Source organism: Lysobacter spongiicola DSM 21749 (assembly GCF_900167055.1).
Classification (GTDB): Bacteria; Pseudomonadota; Gammaproteobacteria; order Xanthomonadales; family Xanthomonadaceae; genus Novilysobacter; species Novilysobacter spongiicola.
In genome coordinates this window covers 22,581-39,181 of the sequence record NZ_FUXP01000015.1, presented here as the reverse complement: position 1 = coordinate 39,181, position 16,601 = coordinate 22,581, and the positions used below count along the sequence as shown (strand labels likewise).

General features: G+C 67.9%; 19 protein-coding genes. 15 read left to right on the top strand and 4 right to left on the bottom strand.

From position 1 onward, the window contains the following. Positions 1–8 precede the first annotated feature (8 nt). A complete protein-coding gene (gene parE, locus B5D37_RS13320) occupies positions 9–1,916 on the bottom strand; it encodes a DNA topoisomerase IV subunit B (protein WP_078759228.1) in 1,908 nt (635 codons plus the stop codon). 213 nt (positions 1,917–2,129) lie between these two features. Here parE and B5D37_RS13315 point away from each other — a divergent pair, with 213 nt between their 5' ends. The 9 genes from B5D37_RS13315 (at position 2,130) to B5D37_RS13275 (ending at position 9,486) form a co-directional block, all read left to right on the top strand. Next, positions 2,130–2,417 (top strand): hypothetical protein, encoded by a 288-nt coding sequence (locus B5D37_RS13315; protein WP_078759227.1) that lies wholly within the window; start codon positions 2,130–2,132, stop codon positions 2,415–2,417. A 160-nt stretch (positions 2,418–2,577) separates the two neighbouring features. Then, positions 2,578–4,266, top strand: coding sequence for a CTP synthase (gene pyrG, locus B5D37_RS13310; protein WP_078759226.1), 1,689 nt, complete (start codon positions 2,578–2,580; stop codon positions 4,264–4,266). 103 nt (positions 4,267–4,369) lie between these two features. Continuing rightward, on the top strand, positions 4,370–5,203 hold the full coding sequence (gene kdsA / locus B5D37_RS13305; RefSeq protein ID WP_078759225.1) for a 3-deoxy-8-phosphooctulonate synthase: 834 nt from the start codon (positions 4,370–4,372) through the stop codon (positions 5,201–5,203). Positions 5,204–5,222: 19 nt separating this feature from the next. Next, positions 5,223–6,524 carry a phosphopyruvate hydratase gene (gene eno, locus B5D37_RS13300; RefSeq protein WP_078759224.1) on the top strand — a complete coding sequence of 434 codons (1,302 nt, stop codon included), beginning with the start codon at positions 5,223–5,225 and terminating at the stop codon, positions 6,522–6,524. A gap of 6 nt (positions 6,525–6,530) precedes the next feature. After that, the gene (gene ftsB, locus B5D37_RS13295) at positions 6,531–6,860 is read left to right on the top strand and encodes a cell division protein FtsB (protein WP_078759223.1); all 330 of its coding nucleotides are present in this window, start codon (positions 6,531–6,533) and stop codon (positions 6,858–6,860) included. Then, positions 6,857–7,585, top strand: a complete 729-nt coding sequence (gene ispD / locus B5D37_RS13290) for a 2-C-methyl-D-erythritol 4-phosphate cytidylyltransferase (protein WP_078759222.1) — start codon at positions 6,857–6,859, stop codon at positions 7,583–7,585. Before ftsB ends, ispD begins: the two co-directional genes overlap by 4 nt. Further along, positions 7,582–8,061 (top strand): 2-C-methyl-D-erythritol 2,4-cyclodiphosphate synthase, encoded by a 480-nt coding sequence (gene ispF / locus B5D37_RS13285; protein ID WP_078759221.1) that lies wholly within the window; start codon positions 7,582–7,584, stop codon positions 8,059–8,061. The genes ispD and ispF overlap by 4 nt, the downstream gene beginning before the upstream one ends. Then, complete coding sequence (gene truD / locus B5D37_RS13280; RefSeq protein WP_078759220.1) at positions 8,058–9,119, top strand: tRNA pseudouridine(13) synthase TruD; 1,062 nt, start codon at positions 8,058–8,060, stop codon at positions 9,117–9,119. Before ispF ends, truD begins: the two co-directional genes overlap by 4 nt. Positions 9,120–9,249: 130 nt before the next feature. After that, entirely contained in the window at positions 9,250–9,486 is a 237-nt protein-coding gene (locus B5D37_RS13275; RefSeq protein ID WP_143814321.1) for a hypothetical protein, read from the top strand. Positions 9,487–9,492: 6 nt separating this feature from the next. Here the strand turns inward: B5D37_RS13275 and B5D37_RS13270 are convergent, their stop codons facing one another. Then, positions 9,493–10,053, bottom strand: coding sequence for a Smr/MutS family protein (locus B5D37_RS13270; RefSeq protein WP_078759218.1), 561 nt, complete (start codon positions 10,051–10,053; stop codon positions 9,493–9,495). A gap of 168 nt (positions 10,054–10,221) precedes the next feature. Here B5D37_RS13270 and surE point away from each other — a divergent pair, with 168 nt between their 5' ends. The 4 genes from surE to B5D37_RS13250 are packed head-to-tail and all read left to right on the top strand — an operon-like array spanning position 10,222 to position 13,102. Continuing rightward, entirely contained in the window at positions 10,222–11,025 is an 804-nt protein-coding gene (gene surE, locus B5D37_RS13265; RefSeq protein ID WP_078759217.1) for a 5'/3'-nucleotidase SurE, read from the top strand. Then, complete coding sequence (locus B5D37_RS13260; protein ID WP_078759216.1) at positions 11,022–11,699, top strand: protein-L-isoaspartate(D-aspartate) O-methyltransferase; 678 nt, start codon at positions 11,022–11,024, stop codon at positions 11,697–11,699. Before surE ends, B5D37_RS13260 begins: the two co-directional genes overlap by 4 nt. A gap of 25 nt (positions 11,700–11,724) precedes the next feature. After that, the gene (locus B5D37_RS13255) at positions 11,725–12,318 is read left to right on the top strand and encodes a YqaA family protein (protein ID WP_078759215.1); all 594 of its coding nucleotides are present in this window, start codon (positions 11,725–11,727) and stop codon (positions 12,316–12,318) included. A 28-nt stretch (positions 12,319–12,346) separates the two neighbouring features. Continuing rightward, entirely contained in the window at positions 12,347–13,102 is a 756-nt protein-coding gene (locus tag B5D37_RS13250) for a peptidoglycan DD-metalloendopeptidase family protein (protein ID WP_078759252.1), read from the top strand. Between the two features lie 15 nt (positions 13,103–13,117). On the opposite strand, the gene B5D37_RS13245 is transcribed toward B5D37_RS13250, so the two are convergent. Both B5D37_RS13245 and yhbY read right to left on the bottom strand, forming a co-directional pair. After that, a complete protein-coding gene (locus B5D37_RS13245) occupies positions 13,118–13,498 on the bottom strand; it encodes an Mth938-like domain-containing protein (RefSeq protein WP_078759214.1) in 381 nt (126 codons plus the stop codon). Positions 13,499–13,544: 46 nt separating this feature from the next. Continuing rightward, on the bottom strand, positions 13,545–13,850 hold the full coding sequence (gene yhbY / locus B5D37_RS13240; RefSeq protein ID WP_078759213.1) for a ribosome assembly RNA-binding protein YhbY: 306 nt from the start codon (positions 13,848–13,850) through the stop codon (positions 13,545–13,547). A gap of 71 nt (positions 13,851–13,921) precedes the next feature. Here yhbY and rlmE point away from each other — a divergent pair, with 71 nt between their 5' ends. Next, positions 13,922–14,554, top strand: a complete 633-nt coding sequence (gene rlmE / locus B5D37_RS13235; protein WP_078759212.1) for a 23S rRNA (uridine(2552)-2'-O)-methyltransferase RlmE — start codon at positions 13,922–13,924, stop codon at positions 14,552–14,554. A gap of 109 nt (positions 14,555–14,663) precedes the next feature. Next, positions 14,664–16,583: an ATP-dependent zinc metalloprotease FtsH gene (gene ftsH, locus B5D37_RS13230; protein ID WP_078759211.1), complete on the top strand. Its 1,920-nt coding sequence runs from the start codon at positions 14,664–14,666 to the stop codon at positions 16,581–16,583. The last annotated feature ends 18 nt before the right edge of the window (positions 16,584–16,601 follow it).

Below are 16,601 nucleotides of genomic sequence, written 5' to 3'. Positions count from 1 at the left end.
GGCGGCCGCTACACCTCCAGCGTTGCCAGGTCGCCCTTGGTTTCCAGCCACGCCTTGCGGTCGGACGCGCGCTTCTTGCCCAGCAGCATGTCCATCAGGCCGCGGGTCAGGTCGGCATCGTCGACGGTCAGCTGCACCAGCCGGCGGGTGTCGGGATGGATGGTGGATTCGCGCAGCTGCGAGGGGTTCATCTCGCCCAGGCCCTTGAACCGTGTGACGTTCACTGCGCCGCTGGAGCCCTTTTTCTTCTCCGCCTTCTCGCGCTCGATCTTCTCCAGCAGGATGCGCTTCTCTTCCTCGTCCAGCGCGTAGAACACCTGCTTGCCCAGGTCGACGCGGAACAGCGGCGGCATCGCCACGAACACGTGGCCGGCGGCGACCAGCGACGGGAAATGCTGCAGGAACAGCGCCGTCAGCAGGGTGGCGATGTGCAGACCGTCGGAATCCGCGTCGGCCAGGATGATCACCTTGCCGTAGCGCAGGCCTGACAGGTCGTCCTTGCCGGGATCGCAGCCGATCGCCACGGCGAGGTCGTGCACTTCCTGCGAGGCGAGCACGCTGCCGGACGCGACCTCCCAGGTATTGAGGATCTTGCCGCGCAGCGGAAGGATCGCCTGGAAGTCCTTGTCGCGGGCCTGCTTGGCGCTGCCGCCGGCCGAGTCGCCCTCAACCAGGAACAGCTCGGTGCGCGAGAGGTCCTGGCTGGTGCAGTCGGCCAGCTTGCCGGGCAGGGCAGGACCCTGGGTCACCTTCTTGCGGGTGACCTGCTTCTCGGTCTTCAGGCGCGCACTGGCGCGCTCGATCGCCAGCTGCGCAATGCGTTCGCCCATCTCGACGTGCTGGTTGAGGTACAGCGAGAAGGCATCGTGCGCAGCGCCCTCGACCACGCCCGCGGCCTGGCGGGAGCTGAGGCGCTCCTTGGTCTGGCCGCTGAACTGCGGATCGGTCATCTTCAGGCTGAGCACGAAGGACACCCGGTCCCAGACGTCCTCCGGCGCCAGCTTGACCCCGCGTGGCAGCAGGTTGCGGAAGTCGCAGAACTCGCGCAGTGCGTCGGTGAACCCGGTGCGCAGGCCGTTGACGTGGGTGCCGTGCTGGGCGGTCGGGATCAGGTTGACGTAGCTTTCCTGCACCAGCTCGCCCTCCGGCACCCAGGCCACCGCCCAGTCGACGGTTTCCGTCTCCCGGGTGTGCTGGCCGACGAAAAGCTCCGGGGGCAGCAGCTCGCGGTCGCTGAGCTCGCCGTGCAGGTAGTCGCGCAGGCCGTCCTGGTAGAACCACTCCAGTTTTTCACCGCTCGCGACGTCGTGCAGCCGGACCGTCAGCCCCGGGCACAGCACCGCCTTGGCGCGCAACAGGTGCTTGAGCGAGCGCAGGTTGAACTTCGCGGTATCGAAGTACTTCGGGTCCGGCCAGAACTGCAGGCGGGTACCCGTGTTCTTCTTCCCGACGCTGCCGACCACTTCCAGCGGCGAAGCCGGGTCGCCATCGCGGAAGCTCAGGCGGTATTCGTTGCCGTCGCGCTTGATGTGCAGCTCGACCAGGGTCGAAAGCGCGTTGACCACGCTGACACCGACGCCATGCAGGCCGCCGGAGAAGGTGTAGTTCTTGTTGCTGAACTTACCGCCGGCATGCAACCGGGTCAGGATCAGCTCGACGCCCGGGATGCCTTCCTCTGGATGGATGTCCACCGGCATGCCGCGGCCGTCGTCGGAGACCTCGCAGCTGCCATCGGCATGCAGGGTGACCTCGATCACCTTCGCGTGGCCGGCCAGCGCCTCGTCGACCGAGTTGTCGATCACCTCCTGCGCTAGGTGGTTGGGGCGGGTGGTGTCGGTGTACATGCCGGGGCGACGCTTGACCGGGTCCAGCCCGGAAAGGACTTCGATATCTGCAGCGCTGTAGCGGTTGTTCATCAGAGGGTGTCGAGGCCGGCCGGGCAGGAGCGGCGAGGATGGCGACGGCGACCGGGGCGGTCAAGCGAGCGCGTCGCAGGAACAGTGACGCCGCCCGTTAAGGTCCCGTTGTTCAGTTGCAGGAAGGGGGAGGGGCGCTAGCGTCAGCCCCGTCGCTGAGGGGAGCGGCGCTTCAAGCCAGATCCTTTTGACGAACTTTTTTGGAGACCGATCATGACCAATACCCGCAAGCTTCTGCTCCCGGCCTTCATTGCGGCCCTGATCGCCGCCCCGGTGGCGTTCGGCCAGGAGGCCATGACCCAGGAAGAGCACGAGGCGCTCGCGCAGGAGCAGCAGGCCGAGGTCCAGGCCGATGCCGCCGTCCATGCCGACGCGGTCGAGGGTGCGCAGTACGAGACCGGTACCGTGACCGAGGCCGACGCCAGCAACGCCGAGATCTATGGCGGCGAGGAGCCGGTCGAGGAAGAGGAAGAAGAGGAGGAGGATATCGACGGGCAGTAATCCCGCCGGTTCTTTCCCTGGGACGCCCCGGCTTGCCGGGGCGTCCTGCTTTTCAGGCCCCCGCGTCCGCACGAGCAGCGCAGCAACAGGCCCGGACGTCAAGCGGTCGCAGCGCGGCCTCCCAGCCGGTAAACTACGGCTTTCCAGCGGCAGCAAATCCATGACCCCCCTGATCTTCGTCACTGGCGGCGTTGTGTCCTCGCTCGGCAAGGGCATTGCGGCGGCCTCGCTGGCGGCCATCCTCGAATCGCGCGGCCTGCGCGTGACGATGATGAAGCTCGACCCCTACATCAACGTCGATCCCGGCACCATGAGCCCGTTCCAGCACGGCGAGGTGTACGTGACCGACGACGGCGCGGAGACCGACCTCGACCTGGGCCACTACGAGCGCTACGTGCGCACCCGCCTGGGCCGCAAGAATTCCATCACCACCGGCCGCATCTACGAGAACGTGATCCGCAAGGAGCGCCGGGGCGACTACCTGGGCGGCACCGTGCAGGTGATCCCGCACATCACCGACGAGATCAAGCGCTGCATCGTCGAGGCCACCGAAGGCTTCGACATCGGCCTGGTGGAGATCGGCGGCACCGTCGGCGACATCGAGTCGTTGCCGTTCCTGGAGGCGATCCGCCAGATCCGGACCGAGCGCGGCCCCGAGAAGGCGCTGTTCATGCACCTCACCCTGGTGCCCTGGATCGCAGCCGCCGGCGAGCTCAAGACCAAGCCGACCCAGCACTCCGTGAAGGAGCTGCGCTCCATCGGCATCCAGCCCGACATCCTGCTGTGCCGCTCCGAGCAGCCGCTGCCCGACAGCGAGCGCCGCAAGATCGCGCTGTTCACCAACGTCTCCGAACGCGCCGTGGTGTCGGCGGTCGACCTGGACAACATCTACCGGATGCCCGCGCGCTTCCATGAGCAGGGGCTGGACGACCTGATCATCGAGCGGCTCAGGCTCCCCGCCGGCCCGGCCGACCTTTCCGAGTGGAACGCGGTGCTGGACGCCACCGAGAACCCGGACGACGAGGTCACCATCGGTGTCGTCGGCAAGTACATCGACCACCAGGACGCCTACAAGTCGGTGGCCGAGGCGCTCAAGCACGGCGGCCTGCGCCAGCGCACCCGGGTCAACCTGAAGTGGCTGGAGTCCAGCGATGTCGAGCGCGACGGCGCGGAAAAGGCCCTGGCGGGCGTCGACGGCATCCTGGTGCCGGGCGGCTTCGGCGACCGCGGTTTCGAGGGCAAGGTCGACAGCTCGCGGTATGCGCGCGAGACCGGCATCCCGTATTTCGGCATCTGCTACGGCATGCAGGCCGCGGTGGTGGACTACGCGCGCAACGTCGCCGGCCTGGAAGGCGCCAACAGCACCGAGAACGACAAGGCCAGCCCGCACCCGGTGATCGGCCTGATCACCGAGTGGCGCACCGCGGCGGGCGAGGTGGAACGGCGGAGCGAGCTCAGCGACCTGGGCGGCACCATGCGCCTGGGCCTGCAGGACCAGCGCATCAAGCCTGGCACGCTGGCCCACGAGATGTACGGCAAGGATGTCGTCGGCGAGCGTCACCGCCACCGCTACGAGTTCAACAACCGCTACCGGACCCAGCTGAAGGACGCCGGCCTGGTGATCAGCGCCAAGTCGATGGACGACCTGCTGGTGGAGATGGTCGAGCTGCCGCGCGACAAGCACCCCTGGTTCCTGGCCTGCCAGGCGCACCCGGAGTTCCTGTCGACGCCGCGGGACGGGCATCCGCTGTTCGTGGGCTTCATCCGCGCCGCCCGCGAGCGCAAGCACAATGAAGGCCGGGCCAACCAGGGCCAGACGGGCGGCTTGCTCAAGGAGGCCACGGCATGAGGAGCCACTCCTGTAGGAGCGGCTTCAGCCGCGACCCGGAATCGACGCGGGCGACCATCTATCCGATCGCGGCTGAAGCCGCTCCTACGGAGGAGGCGAGGGCATGAAACTTTGCGGATTCGAGATCGGGCTCGACCAGCCGTTCTTCCTGATCGCCGGGCCGTGCGTGATCGAGTCGATGCAGTTGCAGCTCGACACCGCCGGTACGCTGAAGGAAATCACCAGCGAGCTCGGCATCCCCTTCATCTTCAAGTCCAGTTTCGACAAGGCCAACCGGACCTCGGTGTCCGGCTTCCGCGGCCCGGGCATGGAAGAAGGGCTGAAGGTGCTCTCGGAAGTGAAGAAGCAGCTTGGCGTGCCGGTGCTGACCGACGTGCACGAGTACACGCCGATGGACGAGGTGGCTTCCGTCGTCGACGTGCTGCAGACCCCGGCTTTCCTGTGCCGGCAGACTGACTTCATCCAGAAGGTCGCGAGCGCCGGCAAGCCGGTGAACGTCAAGAAGGGCCAGTTCCTCTCCCCCTGGGAGATGAAGCACGTCGCCGACAAGGCGCTGGCGACCGGCAACAAGGACATCATGGTCTGCGAGCGCGGCGCCAGCTTCGGTTACAACAACCTGGTCAGCGACATGCGATCGCTGGCGGTGATGCGCGACACCGGCTGCCCGGTGGTGTTCGACGCGACCCATTCGGTGCAGCTGCCCGGCGGTGCCGGGGGCAAGAGCGGCGGCCAGCGCGAGTTCGTGCCGGTGCTGTCGCGCGCGGCGATGGCGGTCGGTATTTCCGGCATCTTCATGGAGACCCATCCGGAGCCGGAAAAGGCATTGTCGGATGGCCCCAATGCCTGGCCGCTGCCGAAGATGCGCGCGCTGCTGGAGACGCTGATGGCCATCGACGAAGTGACCAAGCGCAACGGCTTCCTCGAATCCCAATCCTGAGACCTGCAAAGAACCCGACATGACCCAGATCGCCAAAGTCCACGCCCGCGAGATCCTCGACAGCCGAGGCAACCCGACCCTTGAGGCCGAGGTCACCCTGGCCGACGGCAGCTTCGGCCGCGCGATGGTGCCCTCGGGCGCCTCCACCGGCACCAAGGAGGCGGTGGAGCTGCGTGACGGCGACCGCACCCGCTACATGGGCAAGGGCGTGCGCACCGCGGTGGAAAACGTGAACCAGGCAATCGCCCAGGCGGTCACCGGCATGGACGGCGCGGACCAGGCCGCGCTGGACCGCCGCCTGGTCGACCTCGATGGCACCGAGAACAAGGGCCGGCTGGGCGCCAATGCCCTGCTGGGCGTGTCGATGGCCAATGCCCACGCGGTGGCCATGTCCAGGAGGGTTCCGCTGTGGCGGCACCTGGCGTCCGGCGCCAACGGTGGCGACGGTGCGGTATCGCTCCCGGTGCCGATGATGAACATCATCAACGGCGGCGCGCATGCCGACAACAACGTCGACCTTCAGGAGTTCATGATCCTGCCGACCGGCTTCGACAGCTTTTCCGAAAGCCTGCGTGCCGGTACGGAGGTGTTCCACGCGTTGAAGTCGGTGCTCAAGGGCCGCGGCCTGAGCACGGCCGTAGGCGACGAAGGCGGCTTCGCCCCGGACCTGCGCAGCAACGAGGAAGCGCTGGAAACCATCCTGGAGGCGATCGGCAAGGCCGGGTACCACGCCGGCGAGGACATCCTGCTCGGCCTGGACGTCGCGTCCAGCGAGTTCTTCGACAACGGCAAGTACAACCTCACCGGCGAGGGCAAGCGCCTGACCAGCGAGCAGTTCGTCGACTTCCTGGCCAACTGGTGCAGCCAGTATCCGATCATCACGATCGAGGACGGCATGGACGAAGGCGACTGGGACGGCTGGAAGCAGCTCACCGACACCCTCGGGCGCAAGGTGCAGCTGGTCGGTGACGACCTGTTCGTGACCAATCCGAAGATCTTCCGCGAAGGCATCGACCGCGAGGTGGCCAATGCCATCCTGATCAAGGTCAACCAGATCGGCACTCTCACCGAGACGCTCGAGGCGATCGCCATGGCCGACAAGGCCGGGTACGCGGCCGTCGTGTCCCACCGCTCGGGCGAGACCGAGGACACCACCATCGCCGACATCGCGGTGGCGACCACGGCGACCCAGATCAAGACCGGCTCGCTGTGCCGGAGTGACCGCGTCGCCAAGTACAACCAGCTGCTGCGCATCGAGGAACAACTGGGCAAGGCCGCCCGTTATGCCGGCCGCGATGCGTTCGTCTCGCTGAAGCGCTGACCGCCCATGCCGCGACGCTGGCTGAGCGTGGTGCTGGTCCTGCTGGCCGCCCTGCTGGTGTTGCTGCAGTACCGCCTGTGGATGGGCGAGGGTGGTCGCCGTTCGGTTGCCGGGCTCCAGCACGGCGTGGAGCAGCAGGCCCGCGAAAACGAGGGCCTGCAGCAACGCAACGATGCCCTCGCCGCCGAGGTCGAGGACTTGAAGTCGGGCGAGGCTGCGGTCGAGGAGCGCGCACGCAGCGAACTGGGCATGATCAAGCCGGGGGAGACCTTCTACCGGGTGGTCGAGCCGGAAGGGCGGGTGCCCGCCCCGGTTGTCGAGGGGGAAGGCGAGTGAGCGCGGCGGGCGCGTGGGCAGTGGTTCCCGCAGCGGGTCGCGGCGCCCGGTTCGGCGGTGAGGTGCCGAAGCAGTACCTCGAACTGGATGGCCAGCCGCTGTTGTTCCACGCGATAGATGCGCTGCTTTCCCACCCCGGCGTGACCGGCGTGGTGGTGGCGCTGGCGGCCGGCGATGAGCGGTGGCCCGGTTGGAGCACGCGCATGGGCAAGCCCGTGTTGCGCTGTACCGGGGGAAGCGAGCGCGCCCACTCGGTGCTGGCCGCGCTCGAGACGCTGTCGGGCGAGGGCGTGGACGACGACATTCTGGTGCTGGTGCACGATGCGGCGCGTCCCAACCTGGATACCCGCGACATCGGCACATTGCTGGAGGCCGCGGCTTCCAGTGGCGACGGTGCCATCCTTGCCGCACCGGTGCGCGACACCCTGAAGAGGGCTGGCGCCGGGGATCGCATCGCCTCTACCGAGCCTCGCGAGCACCTCTGGCGTGCGCTTACTCCGCAGGCGTTCAGGCTGGGTGCGCTGGCACAGGCGCTGCGGCAGGCCGAAGCCTCGGGTCTCGCAGTCACCGACGAGGCGATGGCCATGGAGCACGTGGGAGCCCACCCGCGGCTGGTGGAAGGACGGGAAGACAACATCAAGGTCACCACGCCCGCCGACCTTGCTCTTGCGGCCCATCTCCTGACGCGGCGCAAGGGCGCCGGATCGACTACGGAGTATCCATGAACATCCGCATCGGCCAGGGCTTCGATGTGCACGCGTTCGGCGACGGCGATCACGTGATGCTGGGGGGCGTGAGGGTTCCGCACTCGCATGGCGTGCTCGCGCACTCCGATGGTGACGTGGCCATCCATGCGCTGTGCGACGCCATGCTGGGGGCGCTGTCGCTGGGTGACATCGGCCGTCATTTCCCCCCCAGCGATCCACGCTGGAAGGACGCCGACAGCCGCGCCTTCCTGAGGCACTGCCGCGCACTGGCCGCCGGGCAGGGCTGGCAGTTGGGCAATGCCGACGTGACCGTCATCTGCGAGCGCCCGAAGGTGGGGCCGCACGTCGAGGCGATGCGGGAAGCGCTGTCTTCGGATCTCGGTGTCGGCATCGATGCGGTCAGCGTCAAGGCGACCACCAGCGAAACCCTGGGCTTCACCGGTCGCGGCGAAGGCATCGCGGCGATGGCGGTGTGCCTGCTGGTCCGGCAGTGACAGCGGCGCCGGCTGGGCGCGTACCCGCGCACGGAACGTCGGTACTCCGTGCCAGGTTGCGCGAGACGCCCGAGGACTTCCGGGTCGAGGAGCTGGATGGCTTCGAAGCCAGCGGGAGCGGCGAGCACCTGTTGCTGAGCGTGGAAATGCGCGGGATGAACACCGCTTTCGCCGCCAGCCACATCGCCCGCTGGGCAGGGGTGGGTGAGGTCGCGGTCGGCTACGCGGGGCTCAAGGATCGCCATGCGGTGACCCGTCAGCGCTTCAGCGTGCACCTTCCGGGCCGCCCGATGCCCGCGCTCGAGGGCCTCGGGATCGAAGGCGAAAACGAATACCTGCGCCTGCTCGACCACACCCGGCATGCGCGCAAGATTCCCCGCGGCGCGTTGGCCGGTAATCGCTTCGTGCTGGTGCTGCGTGGCGTCGAGGGTGATCGGCCAGCCATCGAGGAGCGGCTGCAAACCGTGCTCGATCGCGGAGTGCCGAACTATTTCGGCGCGCAGCGCTTTGGTCGCGGTGGCGGAAACGTGCGTGAAGCCTTGGCCATGTTCAGCGGGCGCCGCGTACGTCGCGAGCAGCGCAGCGTCCTGCTCTCGGCGGCACGCTCGCAGTTGTTCAACCGGGTGCTGGCGGGGCGGGTGGAAGCGGGTTGCTGGGACCGGCCCCTGGAGGGCGAAGCCTGGATCCTCGATGGCAGCCGGAGCGTGTTCGGACCGGAACCATTCGATGACACGCTGGCGGCGAGGTTGGCTGCTTTCGACATCCACCCCAGTGCGCCGTTGTGGGGTCGCGGCGAGCTGCGCAGCGGCGGGGCGGCCCGGGACCTGGAGATGTCCCTGCTTGAAGGCGAGGAGAGCCCGCTGTTGCGCGACGGCCTCGAACGGGCCGGCCTGAAACAGGAACGCCGTGCCCTGCGGCTGCGGCCTGCCGACCTTGAATGGTCATGGTCCGACGGCAACGTGCTGGAGATCCGCTTCGCGCTTCCGCCAGGCACCTATGCCACCAGCGTCCTCGCCGAGCTGGGCGAGACGGTCGAGCCTGCTGCGCGAGGCACATAGGAGCCGCAGGTTCCGTTCGTCGGAAACCCATTCCCGGCACTGGCGCCCACCGTGCGGCGGCGTATACCGGGAGACAGCCCGCGTGTGCGGGCCGGGGCCATCGCCCCTCAACGTCTCAGGAGATGCCGTCATGAAAGCATCCTTTTCTGCTTTGGCGCTGACGCTGCTGGTGCTGTCGCTGGGCGCCTGCGCCAGCATGGATGAACAGAGGCTCGGAGGCATGGGATCGGTCGGTTCGGAAAGCATGACCGAGCGGGACCGCTACATGGCCGAGGTGGAACGCATCGCATGGCGACGCGGTGTCCAGGTCACGTGGGTCAACCCGCCGCGCTTTGAAGAGGCGCAACTGGTGGCTACCAGCCCCTGACCCGCATCAGCGCCGGTTGAACGGCGCGATCAACACCAGTACCGCCCCCGTCCCGCCCTGGGCACGGGGGGCGGAATGGAAGCCCAGTACGCTGGCACGCTGCCGCAGCATACGGTCCACCAGGTTCTTGAGCACCGGTGCGCCGCGGCTGCCGACGTCGCTGCCCGGGCTGCTGCGGCCCTTGCCGTGGATGATCCGCACGCAGCCGACGCCGTGCCGCTGGGCGTCCGCCAGGAACGCGCGCACCAGGGTCTCCGCCGTCCGCGCGTCGGCCCCATGCAGGTCGAGCTCCTCCTGCGCGGCGATCTCGCCACGGCGCAACCGCTTGTAGACGCCCACGGGCAAGGCATCGCTGCGCCACGCGAGGGCGTCTTCGGCTTCCAGCGCTGCATCGTCCAGGCCCAGCCGGAATGCTTCGCGCGCATTGGCCTCGTCGACTTCGGCCATGCGGGCCCTCGGGCGCGGGCGGGGCGTCGCTGGCGGCAGCGGCTTTTCCGGCAGCTTGCGCACCGGGCCGATCGCCGCGAGGAACAGCTCGCTCTCGTCCTCTTTGTCCTTGTCGCCCATCGGTGTGCACCCGTTGCCGCCGCCATTCTGCCGCTGCCAGCGTAGCGCGCCGCACCGAGTGTGCAACGGATGCTGGTGGGGTGCGCCGCGAGGTCGGCCGCGCCGATGCATCGGCTATCATGGGCGCCCACCACGCGCGCCCCGGGCGTGCCACCAGCAAGGGAGCCCATGCGAGTTCTGGTCAGCAACGACGACGGTGTCGACGCCCCCGGTATCAGGATCCTGGCCGCGGGCCTGCGCGCTGCCGGCCATGAGGTGCTGGTGGTCGCTCCCGACCGGGACCGCTCCGGCGCCAGCAACTCGCTGACACTCGACATGCCGGTGCGCGTGGTCCAGATCGACGGCTCCAGTTGGCGCGTCTACGGCACCCCGACCGACAGCGTGCACGTGGCGATCACCGGCATGCTGGAGCAGGAGCCGGACATCGTCGTATCGGGCATCAACAACACCGCCAACCTGGGCGATGACGTCATCTATTCCGGCACCGTCGCCGCCGCGATGGAAGGGCGCTTCCTGGGATTGCCCGCCGTCGCGGTGTCGCTGGCAACGGTCGACCACGTGGGTCGCCATTACGAGACTGCCGCCCGCGCTGCTGCCGAGATCATCGCCAGGTTGCGCACCGACCCCCTGCCCGCCGACACCATGCTCAACGTCAACGTGCCCGACCTGCCCTGGGAGGAGCTTGCAGGCTTCGAAGTCAGCCGGCTGGGCAACCGCCACCGCGCCGAAGCCTGCGTGCCGCAGACCGACCCTCGTGGCCGCCAGTGGTGGTGGATCGGAGCGGCGGGACCGGAGCAGGATGCGGGGCCGGGCACCGATTTCCATGCCGTGCGCACCGGGCACATCTCCATTACCCCGATACAGGTGGACCTGACCCGCTACCAGGCCCTCGAGCAGGTTGCGAGCTGGGTCGAAGGGCTCGAGAGCTCCCTCGCGACTTCCCGTCACGAGCCGGTGGAGGTGGCGGAATGAGCCTGCGGATGCGGCTGAAGTCCGAGGCTATCGGCTCGGGAATGACCTCGCAACGGGTGCGCGACCGGCTGGTCGAGCGCCTGCGTGCCAATGGCATCGCGGACGAGCGCGTGCTGGAGGCGATCAGGACCGTGCCGCGCCATCTGTTCGTGGACGAGGCCCTGGCCACCCGCGCCTACGAGGACACCGCCCTGCCCATCGGCCACGGACAGACCATCTCGCAGCCGTGGGTCGTGGCGCGCATGACCGAGATACTGCTGCGCAACAACCCCTCGAAAGTGTTGGAGGTCGGTACCGGCTCCGGATACCAGGCTGCGATCCTTGCGGCGCTGGGCCTGGAAGTGCATACCGTAGAGCGCATCGGCGACCTGCTGCGCAGCGCCCGCAAGCGGCTGAGGCAACTCGGGTTCAATGTGCGGAGCAAGCATGACGACGGCCGCATCGGCTGGCCCGAGAATGCGGCCTTCGATGCCATTATCGTCACTGCGGCGGCGCCGGCCCTGGTCGATGAATTGACCGGCCAACTGGCACCGGGCGGCACGCTGATCGCTCCGGTCGGCTCGGCCAGCGCCCAGTCGCTCCTCGTGCTCGAGAAGGATGAGCACGGCGCGCTGACCCAGAAGATGCTGGGACCGGTGGTGTTCGTTCCGCTGCTGTCGGGGATGATCGATTGACTTCCGAGCGGCGGGGCAGGACCCGATGAAGCTGTTCGGACCCATCTACGACCGCTGCCTGGTGTGGGCGGCGCACCACCACGCCCCGCGCTACCTGTTCGGGATGAGCGTCGCCGAGTCGGTGTTCTTCCCGATCCCGGTGGACGTGATGCTGGCGCCGATGGCGCTGGCCAGTCCGCAGCGCTGGATCAGGCTGGCGGCGCTATGCACCATCGGCTCCGTCCTCGGCGGACTGCTGGGCTACCTGCTGGGCAGCGTCGCGCTGGATGCGATATGGCCGTGGATGGTGAGGATCGGCTGGGACGACACCTTCCAGCACGTCCAGGAGCTGTTCAATCGCTACGGGTTCTGGATCGTCTTTGTAGCTGCGTTCACTCCCATTCCATACAAAGTGTTCACCATAGCGTCCGGAGCAACGGGTATCGCGTTCCTGCCGTTCCTGCTCGGCTCGCTGATCGGAAGAGGGGCACGCTTCTTCCTCGTGGCCGGGCTGGTGGCCTGGGGCGGCCGACGCTTCGAGCACCTGCTGCGGCGCTACATCGAAGCACTCGGCTGGATCGTGGCCGCGCTGGTGGCGATCGCGCTGGCCTGGATGGAACTACGTGGAGGCGCGGCGTGAGCAGGGCGCCGCGATACGAGCCGGAGGAATCTTGAAGACGCGCATGAGTACAGCCCGAACGATCATTGCAGCCGCCGCAATCGCGCTGCTGGCCGCCTGTTCCAGCACGGTCATCCGCGACGGCGGCTCAACACCGAAGCACGGGGTGACGACGGTCGTGAAACGCGGCGACACCCTCTACCGCATCGCCACCGGCAACCGCATCGCGGTGCGGGACCTGGCGGCGTGGAACGGCTTGTCTCCCCCGTACACCATCTATCCGGGGCAGCGCCTGAAGCTCTACCCGGGCGGCGCGCCCGTCGCCAGGACGCCATCGTCCAGGCCGCCTGCCGGCGGGGCAAAGCCATCGACCGGCGCCCAGCGTCCCTCGACGCCAGCCACCCCGGCGCCCTCGGCGCCCCCGCTCAAGAGCGGCGTCGCCTGGCGCTGGCCGGCGGATGGCCAACTGCTGAGCCGGTTCCAGGCGGGCGAGCCGACCAAACAGGGCATCGACATCTCCGGTAGTGGCGGTTCGCCGGTCCGCGCGGCCGGCGATGGCACCGTGGTGTACTCGGGCTCGGGCCTGGTCGGGTACGGCGAGCTGATCATCATCAAGCACAACGACCAGTGGCTGTCGGCGTACGGGCACAACCGCAACCGGATGGTCAACGAGGGCGCGGTGGTCAAGGCGGGCCAGCAGATCGCCGAAATGGGGCGCACCGGCGCTTCGCGCGACATGCTGCATTTCGAGATCCGCTACAACGGCAAGCCGGTCGATCCGCTCGGCTACCTGCCGGCGAGGTGACGGGAGCGGGGTCGCTCAGTCGGCTCCGGACAGGATGAACGCCGCTGCCACCTTGCGGCCTTCACCGGCCAGCACGTTGAAGGTTCGCGCCGCCGCGGCATTGGTCATCACTTCGATGCCGATGCCGCGCGAGAGCCCGGCGCCCATGACTGCAGCAGGCGGGAACACCATGCCCTCGCCGCTGCCGAGCAGGATCAGTTCCGGCTCCAGCGCCAGCACGGGTGCAAGGTCCGCCGGCGTCATCCCCCGGGCGTCCCGCACCGGCCAGTCCTCGCCCAGGTGGTCCGGGGCAAGGACGAAGCTGCGGGTCAGTGTGCGGTCGTTGACCAGCGCCCTGGAGCCATCGGCGGCCCGGAGCGAATAGTCGTAATCGGGTTTTTCGAGGGTCAGTTGCATGGCCGGAGACTCGAAGGCATGGACGACGCCGGCTCCCTGGACCGCGTCAGGCGCGGGGCAGGACGATCTGGCGCTTCTCGGTGCTCTCGCGGTACAGCACCGCCGTGTGGCCGATGCGCTGTACCAGCGCCGCTCCGGTCCGGCTGGCCAGCTCGGCGATCATCGCATCGCGCTCTTCGCGATCGGTCGCGGCTACCTTCACCTTGATCAGCTCGTGGTGTTCCAGCGCCAGTGCGACCTCGGCGACTACCGGATCGGTAAGCCCCTTGCCACCCACCTGCAGCATCGCCTTGAGGTCATGGGCCTGGCCGCGCAGGAAGCGGGTCTGGGCGGCGGTGAGGGCAGTGGGCATGGGGACGGGACAGGGCAGGAAGGGTTCGCAGGTTATCATGGCGGCCCCCGCTCCCGAGCCCGCCACGCCTGATGGCCACCCGCAGCAAGAGCAGCCAGCGATGGCTCAAAGAGCACCATTCGGACCCGTTCGTGAAGAAGGCGAGGGCCGAAGGGCTGCGCTCGCGTGCCGCCTACAAGCTGGAAGAGCTGGTGGAGCGCGACGGGCTGCTGAAGCCGGGCATGGTGGTGGTGGACCTCGGCGCCGCCCCCGGGGGCTGGTCCCAGTGGGTCCGGCAGGAACTTGGCGGCAGCGGCCGGGTCATCGCCCTGGACATCCTGGAGATGCCGCCGCTGGCCGGCGTGGAATTCCTTCATGGGGATTTCAGGGAGGATGAGGTCCTATCACGTCTGGAGGCCAGCCTCGGCGGGCGGCCGGTGGACCTTGTACTGTCGGACATGGCCCCCAATAAGAGTGGTGTGGATGCCGTGGACATGCCCCGGGCGATGTACCTCTCGGAGCTGGCCATGGATTTCGCCGACAGGCACCTCAAGGTCGAGGGCGACTTCCTGATCAAGCTGTTCCAGGGGGTCGGGTTCGACGATTACGTACGGGAGCTGCGCCGTCGCTATGCGAAGGTGTCGATCCGCAAGCCGCAGGCGTCGCGCAAGCGTTCACCCGAGGTTTACGCACTGGCCCGGGGAAAGCGGGCGGAAATGAAATGATGGTCCCGCATCCAACCCGAATCCCGTCTCCCGCCTTCGCGGGTCCCGGAACGACACAACCGCACAGGGCGTGCGGCCTGCACGCGAACGGACGCGCACAAGGAATCAAATGAACGACTTGGCCAAGAATCTGATGCTGTGGGTGGTCGTCGCCGTCGTGCTGATGGTGGTGTTCCAGGCCTTCGGGCCGCGCACCGCCGGCAGCGCCGCCCCCACCGAAGTGACCTACTCGCAGTTCCTCGACGACGTCGAGTCCGGCGAGATCCAGTCGGTGGAATACACCGAGAAGAGTGGCCTATCGGGCAATACGCTGGAGTTCGTGCGCAAGGACGGTGGCAAGGGCATTACCAACGGCCCGCCGGACGATGCGCTGGTGAACGTGCTGGTCCGTGAGAACGTGGACATCACGCGCGTGCCCCCGGACACCGGCCCGTCGCTGGTCTACATCCTGATCAACATCCTGCCCTGGCTGCTGTTCATCGGCATCTGGATCTATTTCATGCGCCAGATGCAGCAGGGCGGCAGCAAGGGCGCGATGAGCTTCGGCAAGTCCAAGGCCAAGTTGCAGGGCGAGGACCAGGTCAAGGTCACGCTGGCCGACGTCGCCGGCTGCGACGAGGCCAAGGAAGAGGTGGGCGAGCTGGTCGAGTTCCTGCGCGATCCGAGCCGCTTCCAGAAGCTCGGCGGCAAGATCCCGCGCGGCGTGCTGATGGTCGGCCCTCCCGGCACCGGCAAGACGCTGCTTGCGCGTGCCATCGCCGGCGAGGCCAAGGTCCCGTTCTTCAGCATCTCCGGCTCGGACTTCGTCGAGATGTTCGTCGGCGTCGGCGCCAGCCGCGTGCGCGACATGTTCGACCAGGCCAAGAAGCACGCCCCCTGCATCATCTTCATCGACGAAATCGATGCCGTCGGCCGCCATCGCGGCGCCGGCCTCGGCGGCGGGCATGACGAGCGCGAGCAGACGCTCAACCAGTTGCTGGTCGAGATGGACGGGTTCGAAGGTGGCGAGGGCGTGATCGTCATCGCCGCGACCAACCGGCCGGACGTGCTCGACCCCGCGCTGCTGCGCCCGGGCCGTTTCGATCGCCAGGTCGTGGTCGGCCTGCCCGACGTCAAGGGTCGCGAGCAGATCCTGCGCGTGCACATGCGCAAGGTGCCGGTGGCCGACGATGTCGAGCCGATGGTGGTGGCGCGCGGTACCCCGGGCTTCAGTGGTGCCGACCTGGCCAACCTGGTCAACGAGGCTGCGCTGTTCGCCGCCCGCGGCAATGCCAAGGAAGTGCGCATGGAGCACTTCGACAAGGCCCGCGACAAGATCATGATGGGCGCCGAGCGCCGTTCGATGGCGATGAGCGAGGACGAGAAGAAGCTCACCGCCTACCACGAGGCCGGCCACGCCATCGTGGGCCGAGTGGTACCCGAGCACGACCCGGTCTACAAGGTGACGATCATTCCGCGTGGCCGGGCGCTGGGCGTGACCATGTACCTGCCCGAAGGCGACAAGTACAGCTACAACCGTACCGCCATCGAATCCCAGTTGTGCTCGCTGTACGGCGGCCGCGTCGCCGAGGAGCTGGTCTTCGGCAACGACAAGGTCACCACCGGCGCTTCGAACGACATCGAGCGGGCGACCAAGATGGCCCGCAACATGGTCACCAAGTGGGGCCTGAGCGACGAGATGGGCCCGATCGCCTACAGCGAGGAGGACGACGAGGTGTTCCTGGGCCGCTCGGTCACGCAGCACAAGAGCGTGTCCGACGACACCGCGCGCAAGATCGACGAAGTGGTCCGCGGCATCCTCGACAAGGCCTACCAGCGGACCACGACCATCCTGAAGGAGAACCTCGACAAGCTGCACATCATGGCCGAGCTGCTGTTGCAGTACGAAACCATCGATGCGCACCAGATCGACGACATCATGAATGGACGCGAGCCGGGCCCGCCGGCGGACTGGGACACCTCCGGCAAGAAGCCGCCGCCGGACAGCGGCCGTCCGGGCCCGATGGTGGAGCCCGCGCCGCAGACCTGACGGCCCGCTTGCCGCGCC

Bases quoted from the DNA above. Each gene is read 5' to 3' on its own strand.
- parE (WP_078759228.1), bottom strand. From the start codon at position 1,916: ATGAACAACCGCTACAGCGCTGCAGATATCGAAGTCCTTTCCGGGCTG.
- B5D37_RS13315 (WP_078759227.1), top strand. From the start codon at position 2,130: ATGACCAATACCCGCAAGCTTCTGCTCCCGGCCTTCATTGCGGCCCTG.
- pyrG (WP_078759226.1), top strand. From the start codon at position 2,578: ATGACCCCCCTGATCTTCGTCACTGGCGGCGTTGTGTCCTCGCTCGGC.
- kdsA (WP_078759225.1), top strand. From the start codon at position 4,370: ATGAAACTTTGCGGATTCGAGATCGGGCTCGACCAGCCGTTCTTCCTG.
- eno (WP_078759224.1), top strand. From the start codon at position 5,223: ATGACCCAGATCGCCAAAGTCCACGCCCGCGAGATCCTCGACAGCCGA.
- ftsB (WP_078759223.1), top strand. From the start codon at position 6,531: ATGCCGCGACGCTGGCTGAGCGTGGTGCTGGTCCTGCTGGCCGCCCTG.
- ispF (WP_078759221.1), top strand. From the start codon at position 7,582: ATGAACATCCGCATCGGCCAGGGCTTCGATGTGCACGCGTTCGGCGAC.
- B5D37_RS13275 (WP_143814321.1), top strand. From the start codon at position 9,250: ATGAAAGCATCCTTTTCTGCTTTGGCGCTGACGCTGCTGGTGCTGTCG.
- B5D37_RS13270 (WP_078759218.1), bottom strand. From the start codon at position 10,053: ATGGGCGACAAGGACAAAGAGGACGAGAGCGAGCTGTTCCTCGCGGCG.
- surE (WP_078759217.1), top strand. From the start codon at position 10,222: ATGCGAGTTCTGGTCAGCAACGACGACGGTGTCGACGCCCCCGGTATC.
- B5D37_RS13260 (WP_078759216.1), top strand. From the start codon at position 11,022: ATGAGCCTGCGGATGCGGCTGAAGTCCGAGGCTATCGGCTCGGGAATG.
- B5D37_RS13255 (WP_078759215.1), top strand. From the start codon at position 11,725: ATGAAGCTGTTCGGACCCATCTACGACCGCTGCCTGGTGTGGGCGGCG.
- B5D37_RS13245 (WP_078759214.1), bottom strand. From the start codon at position 13,498: ATGCAACTGACCCTCGAAAAACCCGATTACGACTATTCGCTCCGGGCC.
- yhbY (WP_078759213.1), bottom strand. From the start codon at position 13,850: ATGCCCACTGCCCTCACCGCCGCCCAGACCCGCTTCCTGCGCGGCCAG.
- rlmE (WP_078759212.1), top strand. From the start codon at position 13,922: ATGGCCACCCGCAGCAAGAGCAGCCAGCGATGGCTCAAAGAGCACCAT.
- ftsH (WP_078759211.1), top strand. From the start codon at position 14,664: ATGAACGACTTGGCCAAGAATCTGATGCTGTGGGTGGTCGTCGCCGTC.